Raw genomic sequence first — 21,557 nt, 5'->3', positions numbered from 1 at the left:
CAAAAAATCCCCCCTTTTTTCCGGTGCAGAAAAGGAGTACAATAAGGGAGTACTGTATTTGGTTGAAACAAAAGGGGGCATTTTTGATGAAGCTCTACAGCAATCTTGATCCATCCACTTTTCCGGATTCCATCCGGCTGTATACTAACAACTGTCGTCTTTACGATACCGGCGTAACTTCCCGGTTCCGTACTTTTTTGGTGGAGGGGGACCAGCCTCTTTACTTAAAGATCGGCGGAAGAGGAAGCTTATCTCAGGAGAAACAGATGCTGTCCTTTCTGCGGGGGACGAAAGTCTGTGCCTCTGTAGTATCCTTCGCGCAGGACAGCGGCTTTGACTATCTGTTAACTTCCGCCCTTCCGGGGGAGAACGGCGCTTCGTCGCTGCATCTGCATTCTCCCAAACATCTGGCCGCTCTGGTAGGGGAAAGCCTGCATCGGCTGCATTCTCTGCCCACAGGAGGATGTCCATGTAAAGGACCCGGACAGTCTTTGGTAGAACAGGCCAAAGGCCGGCTTCCAAGCCTTGACGCCCACACCGCCAAACGCCTGGAGATTCTCGGACAGCTTGTGGTCGATGATTCCGTAGTCCACGGGGACTTTCACCTAAGCGACCTTGTGCTCAATAATTGGAGGCTCAGCGGATTTACCGGTTTATCTCACAGCGGTCTCGGTGACCGTCATTACGATATCAGCCGGGCTCTCAACGATCTCTCCCGCCAATTGGGGAGCGATCAATACCAAGACGTCATGTTGGACGCCTATGGCCGGGAATTTATCGATCCCGCCCGGCTGGAATACTTTAATCTCCTCCTTCAGCACGGATTCTAAATGGAAAGCAGACAAAAGGAAGAGACGGCCTAAAAAGATAGGCCGTCTCTTCCTTTTCTTTTCTCATCTCCAAAAAACAGAACCGTTTTAGGCTCTCGGCAATCGCATCAGATAATCCACCGATCGTTCATCTTTGGCAGACACCACGTATTTTTCTCCCGTATCGGTAAGCGCCGGCAGCAGATCGGGATTGGGAAAAAGATCCACTTGGATGGAACGGCTGTGATCCCTCACATAATCATAAACCGTCTCCTTTTTGTAGAACCCATCCAGACGTTCCCCCTTGATATAAATTGTGTCGATGTCCACCGGACAGTTGGAATTTCTGCACCCTACCTTTAGGGCAATTTGGATTGCTCTCATGTTGTTTTTCTCCCTTCTGTTATTGAATGATCGGTAATGCTTGTGGCAGCATGTATGCCGCTTCGAAATTCCCTTTTATTTGTTTATGTTACTTATTATAACATATTTACCTTATATTTACAATTAGAATCGCATTATTTTCATAAATCTTTTTTAAGTTTGGCACTATAATATAAAACCCGCCTAGCAGAATTAGCCAATCTGCCAAGCGGGCCGCTCTTATAATGGTTAGGAAAGGGATGTCAAATCAAAAGTACGGGAAAAACAGTCTTTATTCATGCTGATCAGCTCCGATACTTCGGCCTCCACTGGGGAAGTAGTATCCTCCAAGAGAAAGGCTCGTTGTACCTGCTGTGTCTCACCCGGCCCCACATCCTTCATCATATCCTGGATGCGGTACTCTTTATCTCCCGTGATGGTGGCCATACTGAGCTCATGACCGTTTTGGTAGGCCTTTGCATTGATGGCGATGAGAAAGGACATTCCGTCTTGACCATGGTTGGTAAAATCGTAGGTGACGATCAGGACGTCCTTCTGGCGGTAATCCTTGGAGAGCCTGGCCGACCGGATAGCCACTTCATAATCACCGATGCGTCCCGATCCCACCGACCCGGACGATTCCGGCTGGGAACCCTGTCCTTGACTTGACGCAAGAGAACTCTCTCCCTGAGATGGCATCTCCGTGCTGGACGATACTGCCGCTGGCTGAGAGGTTCCCGGTGCCTGCGCAGATGAGAGGTCAGAGGATACTGCCTGCTGGGAAGGCAAGGCTTCATCATTTTCCTCAGGCAGTGCATAACCGCTACAGGATGGCAGCAATAAAACAAGACAAATAGCCAAAAAGGCCGCAACAAATCTTCTCATAAGCATTCCCCTCTTCTTTGAAATGGATGACGCAGTGACGAAGGACATTATACACAATTGTGATACCCCTCGTCAACCAACGCCGCCATCTCGCCCTTTTGGGATAAACGAAGGGGAATTTCCCACACAAAAAGCGTTGATGGAGGGGAAATGACATCCTTGGCTTCCTGGACGATTGTTTTTATTGTATGCAGCCCCAGTAAAAAACTTGCCAAAAAGGGGGTTATCCTAAAACTTCTTTTGCGATATCCACCGATTGTTTGGCATCCTTGGCGTAGAAGTCGGCGCCTATTTTCTGAGCGTAATCGGGAGTGAGCACCGCACCTCCCACCATGACCTTACAAGGCACATTCTGACGATGCAGCAAAGCGATAGTATCCTCCATGCTCTGGAGGGTGGTGGTCATCAAAGCGCTGAGGCCAACCAAAGGCGCCTCGTACTGTATGGCTGCATCCACCACCGCCTGATACTCCACATCGCGGCCCAAGTCAATGACGGTATAGCCGTAATTTTCCAGCAATACCTTGACAATATTTTTCCCAATGTCATGGATATCCCCCTTGACGGTTGCCAGTACAATGGTCCCCTTGCTGACCGAAGTACCGCCCGACGACGCCAAGTGATTTTTAATGACCTCAAACGCAGCCTGAGCCGCCCCGGCCGCCTGGATGAGCTGAGGCAAAAAGATGGTTCCCTTTTCAAAGGCCGCTCCTGTTTCATCCAGGGCGGGGATAAGATGCCCATTGACCACATCCATGGCGTCGGACTCCCGCAGCATGGCTTCCGTAATGGAAGCCGCCTCTTTCTTCAGGCCGTTTTTCACCGCGTAGTTGAGATCCATGGTGCTTACAGCCGGTACTGCCGGCTTGGCCGATTCCATGGATCCATACGCGTCGATAAACTCCTTGGAATCCCTGTCGATGTTCATCAGCACGTGATAGGCCCGTACCGCTCCGGTCATGGCCTCCACGTTGGGATTTAAGATGGGGAGATCCAGTCCGCTCATAAGAGCCATGGACAAAAATGTAGAGTTGACCAGTCCCCGGTTTGGCAGGCCAAAGGAGATGTTGGATACACCCAGTACTGTTTTGAGGCCCAGCTCCTCTTTGACAAGGCGCAGCGCCTCCAGCGTCTGGCCGACGGCAGCCTGTTCAGCAGATGCCGTCAAGGTCAGGCAGTCGATGTACACATCCTCCTTGCGGATGCCCAAAGCCAGTGCGCGATCCAAAATCTTCTTGGCGATGTCCACGCGTTCCCTGGCTGTTTTGGGGATGCCGTTTTCATCCAAGGTCAGCCCTACCACCGCCGCGCCGTACTTCTTCACCAGCGGCAGGATGGTGTCCAAAGACTTCTCCTCTCCATTGACCGAGTTGACCACCGCCTTGCCGTGGTATACCCGCAGAGCCGCCTCTAAGACGTCGGCCTTGGTGGAATCAATCTGTAGAGGCGCATCCACCACACCCTGGAGGGCCTTGACAGCCCGCACCATCATCTGGCGTTCATCGATGTCCGGAAGCCCCACATTGACGTCTAGGATATCGGCGCCCGCACCCACCTGCTGGAGAGCCTGGGTCAGGATGTAGTCCACGTCCTGACGCCGCAATGCCTCTTTAAACATCTTCTTGCCAGTAGGATTGATGCGTTCGCCGATGATGCGCGCCCGATCGATCGGGACCGTCCGGCTGGCACTGCACACAGCCGCCGGGATGGATGCCGTAGGACGATGAAACTTCATCGAAGCAAGACGATCTTTGATCTCACGGATATATTCCGGGGTGGTGCCGCAGCAGCCCCCTAGGATCTTGACTCCCATCTCCCCCAGCTTCGCCATGCTGGCCGCAAATTGACGAGGGGAAATGTCATAATGACTGCTGCCCGGATCAGGAAGTCCGGCATTGGGCTTTGCAATGACGGGAAGGGTTGTCCAAGCGAGCAGTTCCTCCATGATGGGGATGAGCTCATCCGGGCCCAGGGAACAGTTGACGCCCAGCGCATCTACACCCAATCCCTCCAGGCATAGAGCCATAGAGGAAGGACAGCATCCCGTAAAGGTGCGCAGATTCCGTTCAAAGGTCATGGTGCACATCACCGGGAGATTGCAGTTTTCCTTGGCGGCCAGCACCGCCGCCCTGGCCTCGCTCAAATCGGTGACGGTTTCAATGGCAATGAGATCTGCACCGGCATCCCGTCCCGCTATGACCTGTTCCCGGAAGATATCATAGGCCTCGTCAAAGGAGAGGCTCCCGGTAGGTTCCAGAAGCTGCCCGATGGGGCCCAAATCCAAAGCGACCAGACCGTCAAACCTGTCCGCCGCCCTCTTGGCGATGGACACACCGGCCGACACCACTTCCTGGACGGAATACCCCGTTCCCTCCAGCTTATACCGGTTGGCGCCAAACGTATTGGCATAAACGATATTGGCCCCATTTTGCAGATAAGCCGCGTGGATCTCCTCAATCCATTGGGTTTTTTGTAGATTCAGGAGCTCCGGAATGGAACCGGGCTGCATCCCCTTTTGTTGCAGCATGGTGCCCATCGCGCCGTCCAACTGTATAAAATCCCGCTCCAGCAATGTCTTAAACTCCACAATGAGCACCCCTTTTCCGAAATTGACAGGTTTTATTCAAATTACAAGCGCCGCATCCCCGTCTCTGGGGAGCCACCGGACGATCGCTGACGCCGATAACAGCCGTCACCGACTTGCGTGGCGTCAAAAGGCTGGTATCGGTGGCGCACAGTCCGATTTTACGAGGCGCATCCAGTACGGCCAAAAACTTCTTTTGCAGGGTAATCGGCAGATCCCCGTAGCCTGGACTAAACCGGAAGGTAAAGAACTTTCCCGTGAGGCTGGACCGGATGTCCTCCTCTGCCTCATCGCATACCCTTTCAATGGCGGCAGTGGCACAGCAGTCCATGATCAGGCCTTTTGCCATATCACAAGCCTGGGCGGAACGAATCAGCCGATCCGCCTGGGCCGACAAGGTGGCGGCCAACAGTACAGCTTTATCGCATCCTTGTAAATGGGATGCGATGCTCTGTCCTTCCAAAACCATGCCGCACTGGGGTAACTCTATCCCTTGTGAACCGTGTACCACATCAAACACCGCCCAGCGGCTGGATGGACGGACTGCATTCTCCAGTTCATGAAGACACTGCTGTATGCTCTCCCATGTGGAGGCGTCGGCATCCTTTTGACCATATCCCAAATAGCGCAGGATCTCCCGTCGATCGATGGCATTCCAGTCCATGGCTCCACCCCTTTCCCCAAAATCACAAATTACGCGCGCAGCAGGGAAGATACACTCTCCGAAATGCGCCGGGCCACATAGGGATTGTTCATGGTGTAAAGATGGATGCCCTGGACGTTGTTGGACACCAGATCCACAATCTGGTCGATGGCATAGGCGATACCGGCATCCCGCAGCGCCTGAGGATTGTGTTCATACCGGCTCATGACCTTGGTAAACTTGGGCGGCAGACTGGCCCCGCAGAGAGAAACCATGCGTTCGATCTGCTTTTTGTTGACCACCGGCATAATGCCCGCCTCGATGGGCACCTGGATGCCGGCGATACGAGCCCGTTCCACAAAGCGGTAAAAGGAATCGTTGTCAAAAAACAGCTGGCTGACCAGATGTTCCGCACCGGCATCCACCTTTTGACGCAGATGAAGCACATCGTCCACCAAGCTGTCGCATTCGATATGTCCTTCCGGATAGCAGGCCCCCGATACATGGAAGCCTCCCTGTTTTTTGATGAAGGATATCAAATCGCTTGCATGTGCAAAATCGGTTTTGGGCGGCCGGTCGGGAGAAATATCCCCGCGAAGGGCCAGGATATTTTCAATGCCGTTTTGTTTGAGCCGTCCCAATACCTCCTTGATCTCTTGCTCGGTGCTGTTGACGCAGGTCAAGTGGGCCAGAGGTTCGATGTGATAGTGGTTCTTAATAATGGAGGCAATCTCACAGGTAGAATTGTCGGCCAAATTTCCCCCTGCCCCGTAGGTGACGCTGATAAAATCCGGATGAAGCTCCTGGAGCTCGTCCAGGGTGCTGTAGATGGTTTCAATGGGACTGGTCCGTTTGGGCGGGAAAACCTCAAAAGAAAAAACGGTGGATTTCGTTTCAAACAGTTGCGCAATGGACATGACAAAAAACTCCCCTTCGGATGATATATCAAAACCAGATCGTTTCCGACGTCTGTTTTAATTGATTTTACGTTGAGATTGTTTTTTATAATACACGTTTTTCGGCTTTTTTGCAATTGTAGCGTATCTATCTTTTGTCTTCGCACCGAATCATTTAAAAAGTTTTGTCTTAAAAGGATCATCCTATGGCTTTTTCTGACGGGGAGATTGGTGTATACTAAGGATAGCAATGTAGATGAAAAACTCTGTGGAGGGATTCCTATGAGAGACTATGCAAAAGAACTGAAAAACCGAGTGGATTTCATTCGGGGACTACTGAAAGAATCGGGTGCCAAAGGCATCGTATTTGGAAACAGCGGCGGCAAAGACAGCGCCTTGGTGGGAATCTTGTGCAAAAAGGCGTGTGACAATGTGTTGGGCGTCATCATGCCCTGTCAGTCCAAGCGGAACTTTGGGGAAGACCGGGACGACGGTATCGATTTAGCCCAGCAGTTCGGCATTGAGACCATCCAAGTGGATTTGAGCGAAGCCAAAGCAGCCGTCACATCGGCCATCCAGCCTGTGGCCTCCATCTCGGATCAGGCAGGCGCCAATATCGCCCCGCGCCTGCGCATGACCACCTTGTATACCATAGCCCAAAGCCGTGGATGCCTGGTAGCTGGCACAGGTAATCGAAGCGAGGCCTATATGGGATACTTCACCAAATGGGGAGACGGGGCCTACGATTTAAACCCCATCTCTGATTTGACCGTCACCGAAATCTACGAATTCCTTCGGTTTTTGGATGCCCCCAGCAATATTATCACCAAAGCCCCGTCGGCCGGACTGTTCGAGGGCCAGACTGACGAAGCCGAGATGGGCGTCACCTACGCCCAAATTGATGAATTTATCCGAAACGGAACCGGGGATCCCGATGCCGTAGCCAAGATCAAGGCAGCTCATGCGCGTACCGAGCATAAGCGCCGCCCGGCCCGGATGTATGGGAAGGATACGTCAGCCAAATAGCCCATGCCTCTGTATCAATCAAATGAGAAAAAACCAGCGTTCCAAAGGACGCTGGCTTTTTGATTGTCCGGGATAAAATGGGAAGAGAATTTTTGCGATTTATGTCGAATTATGGTATACTATCTCTGCGGTTTTAACACTTTTTTAAGACTTTGAGGTGGATCCTACCATGAAACACAAATCCCTTGCCTATGCCATCAAAGCGACTTTGCCGGTATTGACCGGTTATTTGGCCGCCGGCTTCGCATTTGGCCTCATGTACAATCAGATCGGTTACAATCCCGGCTTTGCCGCCCTCACCAGTGCCACCGTGTATTCCGGTTCTCTCCAGTTTCTCGCGGTGGATCTCATGGGAGCCGGCGCTTCTTTTCTAACCATTGCCCTCTTTACCATCATCGTCAATTCCCGCCACATCTTATACGGCATCTCCATGATCGATAAATTCAAGGATATGGGTTGGCGCAAATGGTATATGATCTTCGCTCTGACCGATGAGACTTACGCATTGCTTAATCATGTCGTAGTCCCCGGGGATATAGACCGCAAAACCTTTTATTTTCAACTCGCTTTGTTGAACCATTGTTATTGGATCATCGGCGGAACTCTGGGCAACGCCACAGGTGAACTGCTCAAATTCAATTACAAAGGGGTGGATTTTGCCATGACCGCCCTGTTCATCGTCACCTTTGTGGATCAGTGGCAGCAGAGCAAAACCCATTTACCCGCGCTGTTTGGCCTGGGCTGTACCTTGGCGGCCCTGCTGTTATTTGGGGCTGACAATATGCTGATCCCCGCTATGGCGGCCATCGTGATTTTGCTTTTGGCATTTCAAAAAAAGGTGGAAGGAGAGACTCAGGTATGACCATGACCATTCCCCAGTCCTTAATTTCCATCGCTATTATGGCAGGGCTTACTTTTTTGATGCGGCTATGTCCCTTCCTCATTTTCGGAGGCAAACAGAAGCCATCCCGTAAGATATTGTATCTGGGAGCTTACCTGCCGGCCGCCATTATCGCCATGCTGGTGGTATACTGTTTCCGGAACGTCACCCCTCTTGCGTACCCTTACGGCATCCCCGAGCTCATTGCCATCGTGACGGTGGTATTGCTGCATCTGTGGAAGCACAACAACCTGATCAGCATCTTCGGCGGCACCTTTCTTTATATGATGTTGGTCCAGTTTGTATTTTGCTGAATATACAAATTGTATACTACAATTTGTTTTATCCAGTCAAAAGCGGGTATCTTTTGAGACTATTTGTAATAACTAAAATATAGTATACTTTTGGTATTCTATATTCCCATTATGATTTTACAATTTGTAAATCAAAAAAGGAACCGGACTGATGGAAAATTCCCGTCAGTCCGGTTCCTTTTTTAATCCCCGATGATCTTGACCAACACCCGTTTGGGACGTTTGCCGTCGAATTCACCGTAGAAGATCTGTTCCCATGGGCCGAAGTCCAACCGGCCGTTTGTGACAGCCACAACCACTTCGCGTCCCATAATGGTGCGTTTGATATGGGCATCCCCGTTGTCCTCATAGCCGTTGTGGCGATACTGAGAATAGGGTTTCTCCGGCGCCAGCTTCTCTAAGAACTCTTCAAAATCGGCATGGAGACCGCTTTCATCGTCGTTGATAAAGACACTGGCCGTAATGTGCATGGCGTTGCACAAAAGCATCCCTTCCTGGATGCCGCTCTCCTGAAGGCACTGCTCCACCTGGCGGGTGATATTGACAAAGGCCCGCCGTGTGGGGATGGTAAAGGTCAATTCTTTGCGATAGGATTTCATGTTTTATTTCTCCTTTTCTTTCTGTCGGGCGCCTTAAGCTTTTTAAAGCCTTCGCCCATAATCTCACCGGCCTCGGCGACCATCCAGAAAGCATCGGGATCCACCGTCCGGACAATGGTGTGAAGCTTGGCGACCTCATGCCGTCTTACAGCGCATAAGAGCACTTCCTGATTTTCGCCGGTATAAGCGCCTTTTCCCTGCAAAAGCGTGACGCCGCGTTCCAACTGATCCATCACTTCTTTGGCGATCTCGCCGCTCTTGCGGGATACAACCAGGATCATCTTCCCTCTGTCGGCGCCGTACAAGAGCCCGTCGACGACGCGGCTGGAGACAAACAACATAATAACCGCGTACAAAACACTCTCCACGTTCTGGAAAACCAGGGCCGCTACCAAAATGACAACGGCATCCACCGACAGCATCAGCCTGCCCAAGGAGAGGTGCGGGAACTTTAGCGACAGCAGTCGTGCAGCCAGATCGCTTCCTCCCGTAGTAGCGCCGCGCAGGAAGACCAATCCAAGCCCCAAGCCTTCCAATACGCCGCCGAAAAGCGCCACCAGGATCATATCCCCCTGATAAGCCGGAATAAACGGCGCCGTAACGTCAATGATGATGGACATCATAAAAGTGGCCACCACAGTCTTGGCGATGAACTTCCAACCCAACAGATAAAGCCCCAACAGGAAAAGAGGGATGTTCAACAGGAACATCACCGTACCGATGGGAGCCTGCGTCACATAATTAATAAGAATGGAAAGGCCCGTCACGCCGCCAGGCGCAATATTATTGGGAGCCGAAAAGGTGTTGACCGCAACAGCATAAAGTCCGCTTCCAATGAGATAAGCCAAAAAATCAATGGATAATTCACGAACCCGTGACTTTTTCACAATCCCCAAGAAAACCGCCTCCCAACCGACATTATGGTTGATCAAATGTAGATACAATAGATTCAAATAATTCCGTTAACCGGCCCTTCTCACCTTTGAGATACAGCCAGCCAAACAAAGCCTCCAAACCGGTGGCCAAATGATATTGTCCCACCGATGCCTTCTGCGGGATCTTTCGGCTGAAATGGGCGTTGCGTCCCCGTTTGAGCACATCCGTTTCCTCCTCGGTAAGGAGGGGCATAAGATGCTGGGCCGCCTCGGCCTGAGCTTCGGCCCGGACATGGGCCACCGTCAGCGCATGGAGCTTCCCAGAGGGACAATTGCCCTTCTGAAGTAAATATTCCCGCATCATCAGCTCATATACCCCGTCGCCGATATAAGCTAAGGTAAGGGGGCTAAAGGTACGCAAATCCACTTGTTTGTCAAAAAAACGATCCATGACCCACCGCCTCAGTTGACAAAGTCAAATTCCAGGTCGTAGACGCAAACGGTATCCCCTTCCTGGACGCCGGCCTGACGCAGGGCATCGATGACGCCGCTGTTGATCAGTACCCGCTGGAAGTACTGGAGGGATTCGTAATCGTCAAAATTGACCGACTGCATGATCTTAAGCAGCCATTTTCCTTCCACAAAATAGACGTTGTCCTGCTTGCGGACGGTAAAATCACGATCCTTGGATGCCGACTCGGCCAATTCCTCCAGCGGGACCGGTTCCGCCTCATAGATGCGGATAGGCGGCAGCTTAGCGAGCTCCTGCGCCACGTATTTGATGAGGTCGTCCACCCCGTAGTGAATGGCGGCCATCATGGGGAAATAGGCGTATCCCTTGTCTTTAAAATACTGCTCTATTTTTTGAAGCTGCTGCTCGTCGGCTAGATCACATTTGTTCCCCGCCACGATCATGGGACGTTCCATCAGTTCCGGATTGTATTTTTGCAGTTCCGCATTGATGGTTTCAAAGTCCTGGATGGGATCCCGGCCCTCGCTGCCGGCCACATCCACCACGTGCACCAAAAGCCTGCACCGTTCTACATGGCGGAGGAACTCATATCCCAATCCCACGCCTTCGCTGGCCCCCTCGATGATACCAGGAATATCGGCCATGACAAAGGAAGTACCTTCCCCCAGACGCACCACGCCCAGATTGGGGATAAGGGTGGTAAAATGATAGTCGGCGATGTTGGGCTTTGCCTCACTGACCACCGAGATCAAAGTGGATTTTCCCACATTGGGAAAACCGACCAATCCCACATCTGCCAGCAGCTTGAGTTCCAGCGTAAGCTCCCGTTCCTCTCCAGGCGTACCGGGCTTTGCAAAGCGCGGGACTTGACGGGTGGATGTTGCAAAATGGGAATTTCCCCATCCCCCGCGTCCGCCTTTCGCCGCAATAAACGGTTCATCCCCGGATAAATCGGTCAAAATACGTCCCGTGGCCGCATCCTTGACCACCGTACCCCGCGGTACCTTGACCACAATATCCTTACCGCTGCGTCCGAAGCTGCGGGAACCACGGCCATCCTGACCATTTTCCGCCTTATACTTACGTTTATAGCGGAAGTCGGAAAGCGTGGTCAGATGATCGCTGACCTCAAAAATGACGTCGCCGCCACGTCCGCCGTCGCCGCCGTCGGGACCTCCAGCCGCCACGTACTTTTCCCGGTGGAAGGAGACACTTCCATTCCCCCCGTCCCCGGCCTTGACGAAAATAGTGGCATGGTCGATAAAATGTGGCATATTGTTCCCCTCTTTCCGCCCAGCGGCACGGCCGGGCTCATGTATTCCATAGTTTGTCCTAATTCTCTCTTATCAGCCTTATCCCATCGGATTTTCGCTACAGAACAGCGGCAAAAGCACGGTCATTTCGCTGTAAAGCAGATCGCCTTTTCAGCGAAAGCCCTCTAAGAAAGAAGATTTTTGACGTCCTATTTCATAAAGATACCGTAAAAAACCTCATCTTGCAAAAAATCCCGGGCATCACAGCCCGGGATTTTCATTTATTTTCTTGTGAAATTACATCTAAACGATCGATGCTTATTGCTCCACAGCGTAGATGCTGACGCGCTTGCGGTCACGGCCCACACGCTCAAAACGGACCTTGCCGTCGATCAGAGCGAACAGGGTATCATCCGAACCACGGCCCACATTTTCACCGGGGTGGATGTGAGTACCGCGCTGACGCACGAGGATGTTGCCGGCCAGGACGAACTGACCGTCGGCACGTTTCACACCAAGACGTTTGGATTCGGAATCGCGGCCGTTCTTGGTGGAGCCCATTCCCTTTTTATGTGCGAAAAGCTGAATGTTTACCTTTAACATAGCTTTACACCTCCGTATTCTCAAGTTGGATTGAAGCGGGATATTGGTCCTCAAGCTGCACAAAATGCAACCGAAGTCCCTCCATCACCTGGATTGCCTCCCTAGGCGTATCGTCCGGAAGGCTCAAAGAAAACCGAGCATCCGATACGGCAGCATCGGCCCGGACACCCATCACATCCGTGATGGTATTGGCCGCCATATAAGCGGCGGAAGAAAGCGCGGCACACACAATGTCATTGCCGCTCAGTCCGGCACCAGCATGTCCTTCCATAAGGAAGGAGACCGGTTGACCAGATTTTAAGGTAAAACGGATCTTGGTCATCGCTTAGGCGTTGATAGCCTCGATCTTCACCTTTGTATAGGGCTGACGATGGCCCATCTTGCGTTTGCTGTTTTTCTTGGGCTTGTAGGTGAAAACGGTAATCTTTTTCGCCTTGCCGTTTTTGAGGACTTTGGCCGAAACAGTAGCGCCATCCACATAAGGAGCGCCGGCCTTAAGGCCATCGTCTGCACCAACTGCCACGACTTTGTCGAAATTCACTTCAGCGTCAGCGGCAACGTCCAGCTTTTCGATGTAAAGCTCATCGCCCACTGCGACTTTGTACTGCTTACCGCCGGTTTCAATCACTGCGTACATAATTTTGCAGGCACCTGCCTTTTTCATTAGACTCGCTATTTCCTCAGGCGGGGAACTCTCCCACTTCTCAAGCCCGGAATATGCGGCTTAAGAAGTATACCATAAATACCTCCAAATGTCAAACAAAACCACCCTTTTCCGTTCCGATAATCCAACCTTTTTAAAGCAAACGGGACTCAACTAAACATTCAGTTGAGTCCCGTTTTGGTATGAGGGATTTGACTTTTATGGCTTTATGCTAAAAACTTATTTTTGTTCCTTTTTCTTCACAACGATCATAGCAGCGCCAGCTACAGCAGCCAGGCCAAGGATGGCGAAGAGAGGAGTGGACTCGCCGGTGGCCGGGTTATTGACGGAAGAAGAGCTGCTGGAAGAGGAGCTAGAGGAAGAAGAACTGCTGGTGGAAGAAGATTCCGGACTGGAGGATTCAGGAGCGGAAGACTCCGGATCAGATGTCTCGGGAGCAGAGGATTCCGGCTGAGAGGGATCGGTTTCTTCCGGCAGGCCGGTACCGCCTACCATGTCGAAGGAATAGGTGGGGCCTTTGCCTTCCGCCAGAGCGGTGGGAACGAATTCACCTTCTGTACCAGCTTCGATGAAAGCTTCCAACTCGGTGAGGATTTCTTTGGCGTAACCATAAGCTTCTTTGGAGACAGCCTTAGCAAGTTCCGTGGCCTTTTCCTCGGCCAGCTCGGGACTGTATTCATACACTTTGATCATATCCTCATCCACAGCAGCCTGCTGTTCGATGAGTTTTTCCTGATAGCCTTCCCAGAATTTTTTGACATTGGTGCCGTACAATTCGCGGTTGTTATCGCAAGTGTCGTTTAACTGAGCCATGACCCAGTAGAAGGAATCGGGAGTGTATTTCATATCAATAGGAGCGAAGATTTCATCAGTCTCGGTCATCAGGCTGCCGTAATAGGGCAGGTAAACGGAATATTCCGCGCGGGACAGGGCAAGCCATTCCAGCTGGGAAAGGGCTTCCGGCATATTTTCCCGGATTTCAAACACATGGCATTCCGCCTGACGTTCATTGCCGATGGCAATACCGGTAGTCTCCGCATCGTATTTCGTACCTTCGCCGCGATAAGCGAGCATTTGGAGGATCTCCAATGTAGAAAACTTCTTGTCGGTATCAATCATCATATCGAAAGGACCTTCGGGGGCAACCCGTTTTCCCGATTCATCGTAAGTATAGTCTACATTGACCTTAGTAGCCAGGTCGGGATTGAGGTAATGGACGCCCTGCCAATACCGGACATACTGACCGGAACCATAATCTTCCGAGCCATAGGTCTCAGCAATGTCGATGTTGCCGTTTTCATCGGTGACCAGGAAGCCATTTTCCTCCGGCAGGCTGACCAGGTTGGGGGAAGCCACAACATTTTCCGTATCGTTGACATCCACGCTGTCGATAACCATCATGTTGGGATTGACCGAAGCCTTGTCGTCGGGCATCTTAACAGCCACATATTGATAACCCGAGAGGGTATCAAAGGTCCAAACCTCATTCTGATCACTGATGGTCAGGGAATTGCATTCGCCCGAACCATATTTATCAACGATATCGGCCAGCAATTCCACACCGTGCCGGGCGCTGGTTGCCTGGGAGAGGATAACCGTACCCAGGGAGATTTCGCAGATGCCGGTGTCGACCAGGGGATCAGCCGCACGTGCTTTCTTATTGTAAGAAGTGGAGACGGTTGCACTCATCGAGACGCCGTTTTCATTGGTGCCGGCCTCAGCATAAGCTTCGCCAATGTAGTTGCCATTTTCATCCTGCATGGTTTCACCGCGCAGGGGCGAATCTTTCACTAAAGTATAGCGGTAAGTGTGGCTGGGATAGGGCATGGAAAAACCATACGTATCCTCATACATAGCACCTTCCTCATGGTCCTCAGCAGGATGCACTTCAAAAATCTTATTGTGCAGCTTGCCGATATCCTCGGATCGTCCCATAAAAGTGGAACCATTCTGGGTCAGTTCCGAACCAAAGTAGATACCCGTACAAGCCGAAGCGCCGATTGCGCTACCGAGGGTCATAACGGCTGCGGCGGCTAATGCAGTGATAATCTTAGATGCCTTTTTCATTTCAATCGCCCTTTCCTTTTATTGCCCTTCTTTGGATCTCAAAGCTTGGGATCCACAAGGAGGAACTCCTTCTAAATCCACCTTGTGGCGTTTTTTAGACGGCTTTTGTCTGCGCCGTTTAAAGAATGTATTTTTATTATATCACACATTTTAAAAAATGCAAGTATTTTTTTAAAAAAACAGTTTTTCCCCTGTATTTTTACATTTTTCACGGTTTATACGCGGATAATTATACATCGTCATTATGCAATTATATGCTTCTATCCGCGTGATATATGCATATCTTTATTTGACCCAACTTGTTTTTTCAAACTTTCCACCTCACGCATCGGCAAATACTGGAGAGCAATCCGATTTTCCGGTTTCAGATCAAAAAGATAGAGTACCGCTAAAAACAGCCATTCCAACGGCTTCATGATCAGGTAGACCACGTCGGCCGCCAGAGCTGTTTTGATGTGCCGGGAGATGGGATATCCATAGGTATCGTATACATGGCGAACCAAGCGATGAAACCGAGGCGTCCGTTCCTGGATCAATTGTTCAAAGGCATTGGCCACACACAGTTGACGGTTGACTATAATACGTTCTCCCCTGCGAATACCGTACCGGGTAGGACGCACCAATTTACGGTGTCCGCGCAGGGAGACGGTACACAAATAATGGGTATCTATCTGTACCGGAGGCGGAGAGATCTGTTGGGAAAGGGTCCAGTCACTGGTTTGTGTGAAGGCACGGATGACGGCATCAGGCGCCTGTCCAAACAGGACAAGGATCAATGTAAGCAGCAGCAGAATGGGGACCATCGCTAAAACCGCCAGCCATGGCCAGTGTCTGCTTCGGCTCAGGAGAGACGCGCATCGGGATACAAAGGGATTGCCGTACTGTTTTGCCGGCCATACAGGATAAGCCCGAATGGCCCGAAGACTTGCCGAGAGACAGCACAAGATAAAATTCGCCGGGAATAGGCAGAGGTAAAAGATTGCAAACATGTCATCGCCTGCTGTTTCAACCAGACGGCCGGCTATCTGGACAATCCATAAGATACATTCCATGCATCCAGCCATCATCATCGCAATACCTAGAACAAAGGCCAAAGGCGGCAGTTTGGAGTGACAAAATCGCACCATGGCATATCCGATCAGGCCCACAGCACCCAACAGCAGTACCGTCCAGAGGTACCAGGAAGCCACTGGAGCATGGACTTGTGTCCCTCCCCAAAGGTTGATGGGAGTTTCATAATCTTGGAAATCCAGTAGGCCGTATAAAAGCGCCGTCATAATGGAACCGCACGACAAGGTGGCGATTTCGAACCCCGCGGCATGGATAGGTTTTTTGAGGAAAAGATTGATGATATTGATCACAGTAAGTGCCAAAGGCCATACCAGGAAAAACAATGTCATCAGCAGTAGAATGAGTCCAGAATAGACGTTGGACATAAGATCACCTCTTTTGTATTTATCGAATATCGATATTATAATATTGAGGCACAAAATATTCAAGCATTTTTTGTCAAAGATCTTCCATCGGACGAAAAAAGCCGGCAAGCAGAATTGCTTGCCGGCCAGATGAAACAGAATATAGGAACAAAACGATCTTTTAGCCGCCGTTGTTAAAACCTTTGCCTATGATCTCACTGGTGTTGGAGATCAGGATAAAAGCACCCGGTTCCACGTGTTTGATAAACTGCCGCAGTTGAACGGCCTGATACCGTTTCATAGCGGTAAAAACAATATATTTCTGATCATGAGAAAAGGCGCCTTTTGCTTCACAGATGGTGGCACTGCGTTTCAGTTTATCCACAATATACCCGCAGATGGGTTCCGGATTGGAGCACACCACATTAAAATACTTGCACATATTGATGTTTTCAATGACGCTGTCCACCACCAACGACTTGGCAAACAGGCCCAGCATAGAGAAGAGAACCGTCTTAATATCAAACAATAAGAAGGCCGACAATGTAATGAGCAGATCGCTCAACAGCAGTGCCCGGCCGATATCCACACTGGTATATTTTTTAAGGATCATAGCCACAATGTCGGTCCCGCCGCTGGAGGCGCCGATGTTAAAGAGGAGGGCTGAACCAAAGGCAGGCAGCAAAACGGCAAACACCAATTCCAGCATTGGGTCATCGGTCAAGGGCTTGTCCATGGGATATAGGATTTCCAATCCCGAAAGGGAAAAGGAAAGCAGCATACTGGCGTAGACCGTCATGATACCGAAGTTTTTCCCAAGGAAGAAAAAGCCCACCGCAAGAAGAAGTACGTTGAGAATCAGGTTGGCTGTACTGGGACTGATGATGGGAAGCGCCTTTCCGATGACTACCGACAAGCCGGTGACGCCGCCAAAGGTAAAATTATTGGGGAATTTAAAGAAATAAGTTCCGACCGCCAGGATCAAGGTGCTGATGGTAATAAGGAAATACTGTTTTGCAATGGACTTTACGCTCTGATTCTTCATAAAATCCCTCCCTACTATCGGAAGCATCACGTTTTTCAGCGATCCCTTTTGCCTCCAAAGAGACACCTATATTTAGTATAGCACCAGCTCTTTTCTATGGAAAGGTTTTTTAGTGACTATTTCCATCTTTGTGGAAAAAATCAAGAACCAACAACCATTTTTTTGCAAAGCTCCTCAGGACTGTTTTTTCTCCTCCACCGTGACAATGGGTGTTCCATCCGGGTTGAGCAAGGGAGTAATCCCGGTGCTGGTCATCAGATAGTTGACTCCAGTCTGACGGTCCACCAATACGGCAAAATTAAGGCCCTGGGAATAGGATGTTTCAAATCGCTTTTGTTTTTCAGACATTTTCCAATACCTCCTACTTGATTACAATAAATCCGGAAGATGTTTTCCCTTGAGCAAGCATACCATAAAAGGGCCTACAGCGCATCTCTTTTCGTTGCATATTTTTACTTTTTTTGCTATAATGTTAGAACTTCGGTGAATGAATGTGACCTTTTCGCATTGGGATTCCTCGAGTGAATATCAGTAGACAAGGTGTGTGATTGTTTGATTCGAGAAAAGTCATTTTACCGCATGGTATTCGGCCTAGTGCTTCCAATGGCGGGGCAGAATCTGATCAATGTGGGCGTCGGCATGTGTGATACCCTTATGCTGGGCCGGGTCAGTGAAAAGGCGTTGGCCGGCGCGTCCTTGGGGAACCAGCCCTTTTTCCTGTTGACGCTGGTGTTATTTGGTATATCATCCGGCGCATCGGTGCTCACCGCCCAATACTGGGGCAAGGGCGATACCCAGACTATCCGCCGCATTTTGGGGATGGCCATCCGGTATGCTTTAATGGTGGCAGTGGTATTCTCTTTGTGTACGGTTTTGCTGCCGGACAAAGTGCTTTCTATTTTCACTTCCGATCAAGAGATCATTGTCCAAGGCATCCCTTACCTGCGTATTGTGGGCGGATCGTATATTTTCTCTGCCGTCACCGTCACCTATCTCAACATCATCCGCAGCGTGGAGAAGGTCATGGTGCCTATGTGCATCTACAGTATCTCCTTTACCATCAACGTTATCATCAACTCTATCCTGATCTTCGGCCCGGCACAGATGGGGACGTCCGGCGCCGCCATTGGTACCACTGTCTCCCGGTTTGTGGAGGTCATCTTGACCCTGACCTTTGCCCTGCGCATCAACAAAACGGTGCGCTTTAAGATCACCGACCTGTTTCAAAAGAGCAAGGATCTGTTTCAGGATTTTGTCCGCTACTCCGGTCCGGTACTTCTCAACGAATGCCTATATGGTTTGGGAATCTCCATGCATTCTGTCATCTTGGGACATCTAAACGGAGAAGCAGTAGCAGCTTATGCCATCGCCTATGTGGTGATGCAGCTTTCCACCGTTGTAATGTTCGGCGTCTCCAACGCGTCGGCCGTTATCATCGGAAAATACATCGGAGCCGGGGAAAAGGAACAAGCAAGCAATGCCGCCGGCACCCTGTTGATTCTGTCCCTGGCGGTAGGAGCGTTTGGGGCGATTCTGATTTTGGTATGTATGCCCCTTATCTTTGCCCTCTATTCCCTCTCTGCCCTTGCAAGCGAATATCTCCGCATGATGCTCATTGTATTGGCCATTACGACCTTCTTTAAATCCATCACCTGTACCATCATCGTCGGCATCATGCGGGGCGGCGGGGACACCAGGTTCAGTCTTTTCCTGGACGCCGGTAACCTTTGGTTTTCCGTACTGTTGGGATTCCTGGGAGGCTATGTATTCCAGTGGGGCGTAACAGCCGTCATGATTCTCTTAAATGTGGAGGAAATCCCCAAAACCATTCTCGGGATCTGGCGTATCCGCAGCAAAAAGTGGATCAAAGACGTTACCCGTAATCAGATAGAGCAGCCGGTAAACAGTTTGGAAGATGCATAAGAAGCTAAATAAAACAAAAAAGCCTCTTGTTTCTGCAGATAGCTCTGAGAAACAAGAGGCTTTTTATTCTGAAAGACGGAGCACTGCCCCCGCCTGCACCACATCAGGATTCTGAAGGTCATTAATAGCCGCCAGATAGCCTGCTTTATCAGGCGTTCCAAAGTACCGAATGGAAATAGAAGTCAATGTCTCACCCGGCTGGACGGTATGATAATCGGGAAGCACATCTTGTCCCGAACTGGAGGGCTGGGAAAGCTTCTTCTCCAACTGTTGTATCTGATCGGAAAGAGTGCGGATAAGCTGTTCTTGCTGACCTGTTTTGCCTTCCAGATCGGATAACTGCTGTTTTAACTGTGCGATCTGGTCATCTATGGGATCGTCTTGCTGTGTTTTGTCCTCCAGATGAGCCACACGGCTCTCCAGTTCGGCTTGTTGTACCCAAACCGGCTGTGCCAATGTGGCCTGGCGGACACCCAAAACTATTCCTGTCCCAAGCACAGCTACGAACATCACCGTCACCAGTGCAGTAAGTAACCGTACCCTTCTCCCGTAAGACCGCACCTCATCCACCAAATTCTCAGGGATCTGGGATGAGAAATGCTGTGACGGCCCGGAAGGACAAACCTCAGGTAAAACGTCGTTCTCTTTCTCTATCGATTCGGAAGGAGGCGGCGACGTCACATCCTTTTCCAGCGAAACCGGCTGATCCATCTGAATAGAGTCCTCTGCAGACAATCCATCCTCATCTTGTTTTTTAACCAGGTAATACCCAGGCGCTGGTTTCAGATTCTCCTCGTCCCATTGATAAAAGCGGCACCGCCAGCTATGGGAATCCACCGCCAGCACTACTTGCCATTTTTCACTAAAATAGCCTTTTGCAATGGTCAGAAGATCGGTGGGAATCCGGCACTCCCCTTTTTTCTGTACCATACAAATCCCTACCATATCCAGCCTGGGATATTTTTCTTTTTTCTGTTCTTTAATGCTCCTCCAAGTCTTGCCGGAGAAAAACAGATGTCCCATCTGCCGCTTGGCCTTTTTGACCCGGCAAGCCCCGCTGATGATGACGCCGTCCTCTTCCCCGTAGACGCCGTAGAGGATCGCACAAAAATTATTGTATTCGGTTGCCCACCGCATGATTTTCTTCAGCGTCTTTTCCTGGAAGTAGAGAGACGGATGCACATCCTGTGCCCTGCCGAAACTCTGGGCAGTCATGCCTTCGGGGATAATTCCCGCCATATTCTCCACCTCCACGACTGGTCTTTTTTTCATTATAAACGCGCCTATCCAATTTGACAACCGCTTTGGACGTCTCTTTTCTTCTGGATTCTTACTTCGATGTTGTATTTTTTGATTGACTGAATAACAGTCTTTTTTCTTTTATTGTTTTATTTTAGCGGCATCGGATGCCTTTTGTAATTATTTCATCGATAAAATTGACTTTTTTATGCTATAATAAGATCAGAAATGACAATCGAAGAGGTGTTTTCATGGCACGTTCTGCTGACAAATTAAAGAGCATGGCCATTGTGGGAGTATTTGCCGCCCTGTGTTATTTGGCATTGCTTCCCATATTCCGCATTCCCATTCCAGCTCCTGTGGGCGATCCGTTCCTGCACGTGGGCAATCTGCTGGTTATTCTGTGTGCGCTTCTGTATGGAGGAGTCGGAGGCGGTTTGGCCGGCTCCATCGGCATGGGACTCTCGGATATGACCACCGGATATTTGTACACATCCCCTAAAACCATCGTATTAAAATTTTTTATCGGCCTCATTGCCGGAGCCAGTTTCCGCGCTTTGTCCAAACGAAAGGAAAAGCCGGTCGCCGGACTTCTTATTTTTGCGGGAGCTAGTGTATTGTTATCTGTTTTTCTGTTTGTCTTTTTCTCAGCCCCTTCGGCACAGAGTGCTTTTGTCCCGGCTCTCCGGGTGGGACTCCTGATTTTTGCTGGTTTCCTTGTGGTATTGGCGGCCCTTTCCCGCAAGCTAAGCGTTGCAACCTTCAGCGTCGTGATGGCATCTGGACTGGCTGTCTTATTCAATCTAGCGGGCGAATTCATCTTTGGCGCCGCCTACAAGATGCTGGAAGGCAGTGCCTTTGTACCAGCCCTCATTACTTCGGCCGCCAGTTTACCTGCCACACTGTTCAACGGCATCTTTTCCATCGTAGGAGCTGCCTTGCTTTACTTCCCATTGAAGAAAGCGCTGCAATCAGCCCATCTGCTCAACGCCTAAGGGACAT

At 50.4% G+C, this 21,557-nt stretch carries 24 protein-coding genes; 6 read left to right on the top strand and 18 right to left on the bottom strand.

The features are described 5' to 3' along the window. The first annotated feature begins 86 nt into the window (after nt 1–86). On the top strand, nt 87–830 hold the full coding sequence (locus tag C12CBH8_RS02665; protein WP_215533481.1) for a phosphotransferase: 744 nt from the start codon (nt 87–89) through the stop codon (nt 828–830). Nucleotides 831–917: 87 nt separating this feature from the next. Here C12CBH8_RS02665 and C12CBH8_RS02660 read toward each other — a convergent pair whose 3' ends face one another. From C12CBH8_RS02660 to metF, 6 genes are all read right to left on the bottom strand, one after another. Continuing rightward, nucleotides 918–1,193 (bottom strand): hypothetical protein, encoded by a 276-nt coding sequence (locus C12CBH8_RS02660; protein ID WP_090265890.1) that lies wholly within the window; start codon nt 1,191–1,193, stop codon nt 918–920. A gap of 228 nt (nt 1,194–1,421) precedes the next feature. Continuing rightward, nucleotides 1,422–2,057, bottom strand: a complete 636-nt coding sequence (locus C12CBH8_RS02655) for a DUF5067 domain-containing protein (protein ID WP_171846349.1) — start codon at nt 2,055–2,057, stop codon at nt 1,422–1,424. 47 nt (nt 2,058–2,104) lie between these two features. Continuing rightward, nucleotides 2,105–2,272: a hypothetical protein gene (locus C12CBH8_RS02650; RefSeq protein WP_215533480.1), complete on the bottom strand. Its 168-nt coding sequence runs from the start codon at nt 2,270–2,272 to the stop codon at nt 2,105–2,107. Nucleotides 2,273–2,280: 8 nt separating this feature from the next. Further along, complete coding sequence (locus tag C12CBH8_RS02645) at nt 2,281–4,644, bottom strand: homocysteine S-methyltransferase family protein (RefSeq protein ID WP_215533479.1); 2,364 nt, start codon at nt 4,642–4,644, stop codon at nt 2,281–2,283. Further along, a complete protein-coding gene (locus C12CBH8_RS02640; RefSeq protein ID WP_215533478.1) occupies nt 4,634–5,305 on the bottom strand; it encodes a methionine synthase in 672 nt (223 codons plus the stop codon). The genes C12CBH8_RS02645 and C12CBH8_RS02640 overlap by 11 nt, the downstream gene beginning before the upstream one ends. Before the next feature lie 29 nt (nt 5,306–5,334). Continuing rightward, the gene (gene metF, locus C12CBH8_RS02635; protein WP_090265883.1) at nt 5,335–6,201 is read right to left on the bottom strand and encodes a methylenetetrahydrofolate reductase [NAD(P)H]; all 867 of its coding nucleotides are present in this window, start codon (nt 6,199–6,201) and stop codon (nt 5,335–5,337) included. A 261-nt stretch (nt 6,202–6,462) separates the two neighbouring features. Here metF and nadE point away from each other — a divergent pair, with 261 nt between their 5' ends. The 3 genes from nadE (at nt 6,463) to C12CBH8_RS02620 (ending at nt 8,400) form a co-directional block, all read left to right on the top strand. Continuing rightward, nucleotides 6,463–7,206: an NAD(+) synthase gene (gene nadE, locus C12CBH8_RS02630; RefSeq protein ID WP_215533477.1), complete on the top strand. Its 744-nt coding sequence runs from the start codon at nt 6,463–6,465 to the stop codon at nt 7,204–7,206. A 169-nt stretch (nt 7,207–7,375) separates the two neighbouring features. Then, nucleotides 7,376–8,068: an AzlC family ABC transporter permease gene (locus C12CBH8_RS02625; protein ID WP_215533476.1), complete on the top strand. Its 693-nt coding sequence runs from the start codon at nt 7,376–7,378 to the stop codon at nt 8,066–8,068. Further along, nucleotides 8,065–8,400 (top strand): branched-chain amino acid transporter permease, encoded by a 336-nt coding sequence (locus C12CBH8_RS02620; protein WP_171846347.1) that lies wholly within the window; start codon nt 8,065–8,067, stop codon nt 8,398–8,400. Before C12CBH8_RS02625 ends, C12CBH8_RS02620 begins: the two co-directional genes overlap by 4 nt. A 182-nt stretch (nt 8,401–8,582) precedes the next feature. Here C12CBH8_RS02620 and C12CBH8_RS02615 read toward each other — a convergent pair whose 3' ends face one another. From C12CBH8_RS02615 to C12CBH8_RS02565, 11 genes are all read right to left on the bottom strand, one after another. Continuing rightward, on the bottom strand, nt 8,583–8,999 hold the full coding sequence (locus C12CBH8_RS02615) for a secondary thiamine-phosphate synthase enzyme YjbQ (protein WP_090265878.1): 417 nt from the start codon (nt 8,997–8,999) through the stop codon (nt 8,583–8,585). Further along, nucleotides 8,996–9,886 carry a YitT family protein gene (locus C12CBH8_RS02610; RefSeq protein WP_246441782.1) on the bottom strand — a complete coding sequence of 297 codons (891 nt, stop codon included), beginning with the start codon at nt 9,884–9,886 and terminating at the stop codon, nt 8,996–8,998. Before C12CBH8_RS02610 ends, C12CBH8_RS02615 begins: the two co-directional genes overlap by 4 nt. A gap of 31 nt (nt 9,887–9,917) precedes the next feature. Next, on the bottom strand, nt 9,918–10,325 hold the full coding sequence (locus C12CBH8_RS02605) for a Mini-ribonuclease 3 (RefSeq protein WP_090265875.1): 408 nt from the start codon (nt 10,323–10,325) through the stop codon (nt 9,918–9,920). Nucleotides 10,326–10,336: 11 nt separating this feature from the next. After that, complete coding sequence (obgE, locus tag C12CBH8_RS02600) at nt 10,337–11,620, bottom strand: GTPase ObgE (RefSeq protein ID WP_215533475.1); 1,284 nt, start codon at nt 11,618–11,620, stop codon at nt 10,337–10,339. Nucleotides 11,621–11,917: 297 nt separating this feature from the next. Beyond that, complete coding sequence (rpmA, locus tag C12CBH8_RS02595; RefSeq protein WP_090265872.1) at nt 11,918–12,202, bottom strand: 50S ribosomal protein L27; 285 nt, start codon at nt 12,200–12,202, stop codon at nt 11,918–11,920. Between the two features lie 4 nt (nt 12,203–12,206). Next, nucleotides 12,207–12,524 (bottom strand): ribosomal-processing cysteine protease Prp, encoded by a 318-nt coding sequence (locus tag C12CBH8_RS02590; RefSeq protein WP_099323240.1) that lies wholly within the window; start codon nt 12,522–12,524, stop codon nt 12,207–12,209. A 3-nt stretch (nt 12,525–12,527) separates the two neighbouring features. After that, a complete protein-coding gene (rplU, locus tag C12CBH8_RS02585; RefSeq protein WP_090265957.1) occupies nt 12,528–12,839 on the bottom strand; it encodes a 50S ribosomal protein L21 in 312 nt (103 codons plus the stop codon). 246 nt (nt 12,840–13,085) lie between these two features. Beyond that, complete coding sequence (locus C12CBH8_RS02580) at nt 13,086–14,933, bottom strand: C69 family dipeptidase (RefSeq protein ID WP_099323239.1); 1,848 nt, start codon at nt 14,931–14,933, stop codon at nt 13,086–13,088. A 260-nt stretch (nt 14,934–15,193) separates the two neighbouring features. Continuing rightward, nucleotides 15,194–16,369: a DUF6688 domain-containing protein gene (locus C12CBH8_RS02575; protein WP_215533474.1), complete on the bottom strand. Its 1,176-nt coding sequence runs from the start codon at nt 16,367–16,369 to the stop codon at nt 15,194–15,196. 160 nt (nt 16,370–16,529) lie between these two features. Continuing rightward, nucleotides 16,530–17,393 (bottom strand): YitT family protein, encoded by an 864-nt coding sequence (locus C12CBH8_RS02570; RefSeq protein ID WP_090265864.1) that lies wholly within the window; start codon nt 17,391–17,393, stop codon nt 16,530–16,532. 174 nt (nt 17,394–17,567) lie between these two features. Then, nucleotides 17,568–17,741, bottom strand: a complete 174-nt coding sequence (locus tag C12CBH8_RS02565; protein ID WP_099323236.1) for a DUF6440 family protein — start codon at nt 17,739–17,741, stop codon at nt 17,568–17,570. A 204-nt stretch (nt 17,742–17,945) separates the two neighbouring features. Between C12CBH8_RS02565 and C12CBH8_RS02560 the strand changes: the two genes are divergently transcribed. Then, nucleotides 17,946–19,316, top strand: coding sequence for an MATE family efflux transporter (locus C12CBH8_RS02560; protein WP_215533473.1), 1,371 nt, complete (start codon nt 17,946–17,948; stop codon nt 19,314–19,316). A gap of 63 nt (nt 19,317–19,379) precedes the next feature. Here C12CBH8_RS02560 and C12CBH8_RS02555 read toward each other — a convergent pair whose 3' ends face one another. After that, entirely contained in the window at nt 19,380–20,588 is a 1,209-nt protein-coding gene (locus tag C12CBH8_RS02555; protein WP_215533472.1) for a LysM peptidoglycan-binding domain-containing protein, read from the bottom strand. Between the two features lie 218 nt (nt 20,589–20,806). Between C12CBH8_RS02555 and C12CBH8_RS02550 the strand changes: the two genes are divergently transcribed. Then, entirely contained in the window at nt 20,807–21,550 is a 744-nt protein-coding gene (locus tag C12CBH8_RS02550; protein ID WP_215533471.1) for an ECF transporter S component, read from the top strand. The last annotated feature ends 7 nt before the right edge of the window (nt 21,551–21,557 follow it).

Origin of the sequence: Solibaculum mannosilyticum, from assembly GCF_015140235.1 — a bacterium.
Lineage (GTDB): Bacteria > Bacillota > Clostridia > Oscillospirales > Acutalibacteraceae > Solibaculum > Solibaculum mannosilyticum.
The sequence above is the reverse complement of the archived record's forward strand: the minus strand, read 5'-3'. Positions and strand labels throughout refer to the sequence as shown.

Excerpts from the sequence above, each read along its gene's own strand:
- C12CBH8_RS02565 (WP_099323236.1), bottom strand. The coding sequence starts at position 17,741 with ATGTCTGAAAAACAAAAGCGATTTGAAACATCCTATTCCCAGGGCCTT.
- rplU (WP_090265957.1), bottom strand. The coding sequence starts at position 12,839 with ATGTACGCAGTGATTGAAACCGGCGGTAAGCAGTACAAAGTCGCAGTG.
- C12CBH8_RS02625 (WP_215533476.1), top strand. The coding sequence starts at position 7,376 with ATGAAACACAAATCCCTTGCCTATGCCATCAAAGCGACTTTGCCGGTA.
- obgE (WP_215533475.1), bottom strand. The coding sequence starts at position 11,620 with ATGCCACATTTTATCGACCATGCCACTATTTTCGTCAAGGCCGGGGAC.
- C12CBH8_RS02555 (WP_215533472.1), bottom strand. The coding sequence starts at position 20,588 with ATGAAAAAAAGACCAGTCGTGGAGGTGGAGAATATGGCGGGAATTATC.
- C12CBH8_RS02605 (WP_090265875.1), bottom strand. The coding sequence starts at position 10,325 with ATGGATCGTTTTTTTGACAAACAAGTGGATTTGCGTACCTTTAGCCCC.
- metF (WP_090265883.1), bottom strand. The coding sequence starts at position 6,201 with ATGTCCATTGCGCAACTGTTTGAAACGAAATCCACCGTTTTTTCTTTT.
- C12CBH8_RS02550 (WP_215533471.1), top strand. The coding sequence starts at position 20,807 with ATGGCACGTTCTGCTGACAAATTAAAGAGCATGGCCATTGTGGGAGTA.
- nadE (WP_215533477.1), top strand. The coding sequence starts at position 6,463 with ATGAGAGACTATGCAAAAGAACTGAAAAACCGAGTGGATTTCATTCGG.
- rpmA (WP_090265872.1), bottom strand. The coding sequence starts at position 12,202 with ATGTTAAAGGTAAACATTCAGCTTTTCGCACATAAAAAGGGAATGGGC.
- C12CBH8_RS02665 (WP_215533481.1), top strand. The coding sequence starts at position 87 with ATGAAGCTCTACAGCAATCTTGATCCATCCACTTTTCCGGATTCCATC.
- C12CBH8_RS02570 (WP_090265864.1), bottom strand. The coding sequence starts at position 17,393 with ATGAAGAATCAGAGCGTAAAGTCCATTGCAAAACAGTATTTCCTTATT.
- C12CBH8_RS02640 (WP_215533478.1), bottom strand. The coding sequence starts at position 5,305 with ATGGACTGGAATGCCATCGATCGACGGGAGATCCTGCGCTATTTGGGA.
- C12CBH8_RS02615 (WP_090265878.1), bottom strand. The coding sequence starts at position 8,999 with ATGAAATCCTATCGCAAAGAATTGACCTTTACCATCCCCACACGGCGG.
- C12CBH8_RS02575 (WP_215533474.1), bottom strand. The coding sequence starts at position 16,369 with ATGTCCAACGTCTATTCTGGACTCATTCTACTGCTGATGACATTGTTT.
- C12CBH8_RS02655 (WP_171846349.1), bottom strand. The coding sequence starts at position 2,057 with ATGAGAAGATTTGTTGCGGCCTTTTTGGCTATTTGTCTTGTTTTATTG.
- C12CBH8_RS02660 (WP_090265890.1), bottom strand. The coding sequence starts at position 1,193 with ATGAGAGCAATCCAAATTGCCCTAAAGGTAGGGTGCAGAAATTCCAAC.
- C12CBH8_RS02620 (WP_171846347.1), top strand. The coding sequence starts at position 8,065 with ATGACCATGACCATTCCCCAGTCCTTAATTTCCATCGCTATTATGGCA.
- C12CBH8_RS02580 (WP_099323239.1), bottom strand. The coding sequence starts at position 14,933 with ATGAAAAAGGCATCTAAGATTATCACTGCATTAGCCGCCGCAGCCGTT.
- C12CBH8_RS02590 (WP_099323240.1), bottom strand. The coding sequence starts at position 12,524 with ATGACCAAGATCCGTTTTACCTTAAAATCTGGTCAACCGGTCTCCTTC.